Raw genomic sequence first — 1,751 nt, 5'->3', positions numbered from 1 at the left:
CCCGAAGGAGCAGCCGGCCCGGTCCCTCAGGACCCAACAGCGTGCATGTGCAGTAGCCCACCCGCTCGTGCGTTCCCAACCCGAAGGCTGTACTGACACGAGACGAATCTCTTCCTGCACCCAGTTCAATGTTCCACCCATGAGCTACCAGCAAAGACATTCGCTTTGATCTGGCGCCTGGAACAACCTCTACGCCGAAACGCATGGTGTCCAGATGCTCCTTAGAAAGGAGGTGATCCAGCCGCACCTTCCGGTACGGCTACCTTGTTACGACTTAGTCCTAATCACCGATCCCACCTTCGACAGCTCCCTCCTTGCGGTTAGGCCACTGGCTTCGGGTGTTACCGACTTTCATGACTTGACGGGCGGTGTGTACAAGGCCCGGGAACGTATTCACCGCAGCGTTGCTGATCTGCGATTACTAGCGACTCCGACTTCATGAGGTCGAGTTGCAGACCTCAATCCGAACTGAGACCGGCTTTTTGGGATTCGCTCCACCTTACGGTATCGCAGCCCTTTGTACCGGCCATTGTAGCATGCGTGAAGCCCAAGACATAAGGGGCATGATGATTTGACGTCATCCCCACCTTCCTCCGAGTTGACCCCGGCAGTCTCCTATGAGTTCCCACCATGACGTGCTGGCAACATAGAACGAGGGTTGCGCTCGTTGCGGGACTTAACCCAACATCTCACGACACGAGCTGACGACAACCATGCACCACCTGTATACCGACCTTGCGGGGCAACCATTTCTGGAAGTTTCCGGTATATGTCAAGCCTTGGTAAGGTTCTTCGCGTTGCATCGAATTAATCCGCATGCTCCGCCGCTTGTGCGGGCCCCCGTCAATTCCTTTGAGTTTTAGCCTTGCGGCCGTACTCCCCAGGCGGGGAACTTAATGCGTTAGCTGCGACACGGAGACCGTGGAAAGGTCCCCACATCTAGTTCCCAACGTTTACGGCGTGGACTACCAGGGTATCTAATCCTGTTCGCTCCCCACGCTTTCGCTCCTCAGCGTCAGTAACGGCCCAGAGAACTGCCTTCGCCATCGGTGTTCCTCCTGATATCTGCGCATTCCACCGCTACACCAGGAATTCCATTCTCCCCTACCGCACTCTAGTCTGCCCGTACCCACTGCAGGCCCGAGGTTGAGCCTCGGGTTTTCACAGCAGACGCGACAAACCGCCTACGAGCTCTTTACGCCCAATAATTCCGGACAACGCTTGCACCCTACGTATTACCGCGGCTGCTGGCACGTAGTTAGCCGGTGCTTTTTCTGCAGGTACCGTCAAGCCGAAGCCCTTCTTCCCTACTAAAAGAGGTTTACAACCCGAAGGCCGTCATCCCCCACGCGGCGTTGCTGCATCAGGCTTTCGCCCATTGTGCAATATTCCCCACTGCTGCCTCCCGTAGGAGTCTGGGCCGTGTCTCAGTCCCAGTGTGGCCGGTCACCCTCTCAGGCCGGCTACCCGTCGTCGGCTTGGTGAGCCATTACCTCACCAACTACCTGATAGGCCGCGAGTCCATCCTTGACCGAAAAACTTTCCACCCGCACCCGATGCCGGGGCAGGTCGTATCCGGTATTAGACGCCGTTTCCAGCGCTTATCCCAGAGTCAAGGGCAGGTTACTCACGTGTTACTCACCCGTTCGCCACTAATCCACCCAGCAAGCTGGGCTTCATCGTTCGACTTGCATGTGTTAAGCACGCCGCCAGCGTTCGTCCTGAGCCAGGATCAAACTCTCCGTAAAAAA

General features: G+C 56.8%; 1 rRNA gene. It reads right to left on the bottom strand.

Annotation, left to right across the window (positions count from 1 at the left end):
* Nucleotides 1–225 precede the first annotated feature (225 nt).
* A 16S ribosomal RNA gene (locus MT350_RS19845) occupies nucleotides 226–1,748 on the bottom strand.
* Nucleotides 1,749–1,751 lie beyond the last annotated feature (3 nt).

This window comes from Rathayibacter sp. VKM Ac-2928 (assembly GCF_022815545.1).
Lineage (GTDB): Bacteria > Actinomycetota > Actinomycetes > Actinomycetales > Microbacteriaceae > Rathayibacter > Rathayibacter festucae.
Note: the sequence above shows the minus strand (reverse complement) of the source record. Positions and strands in the feature narration are given on the sequence as shown.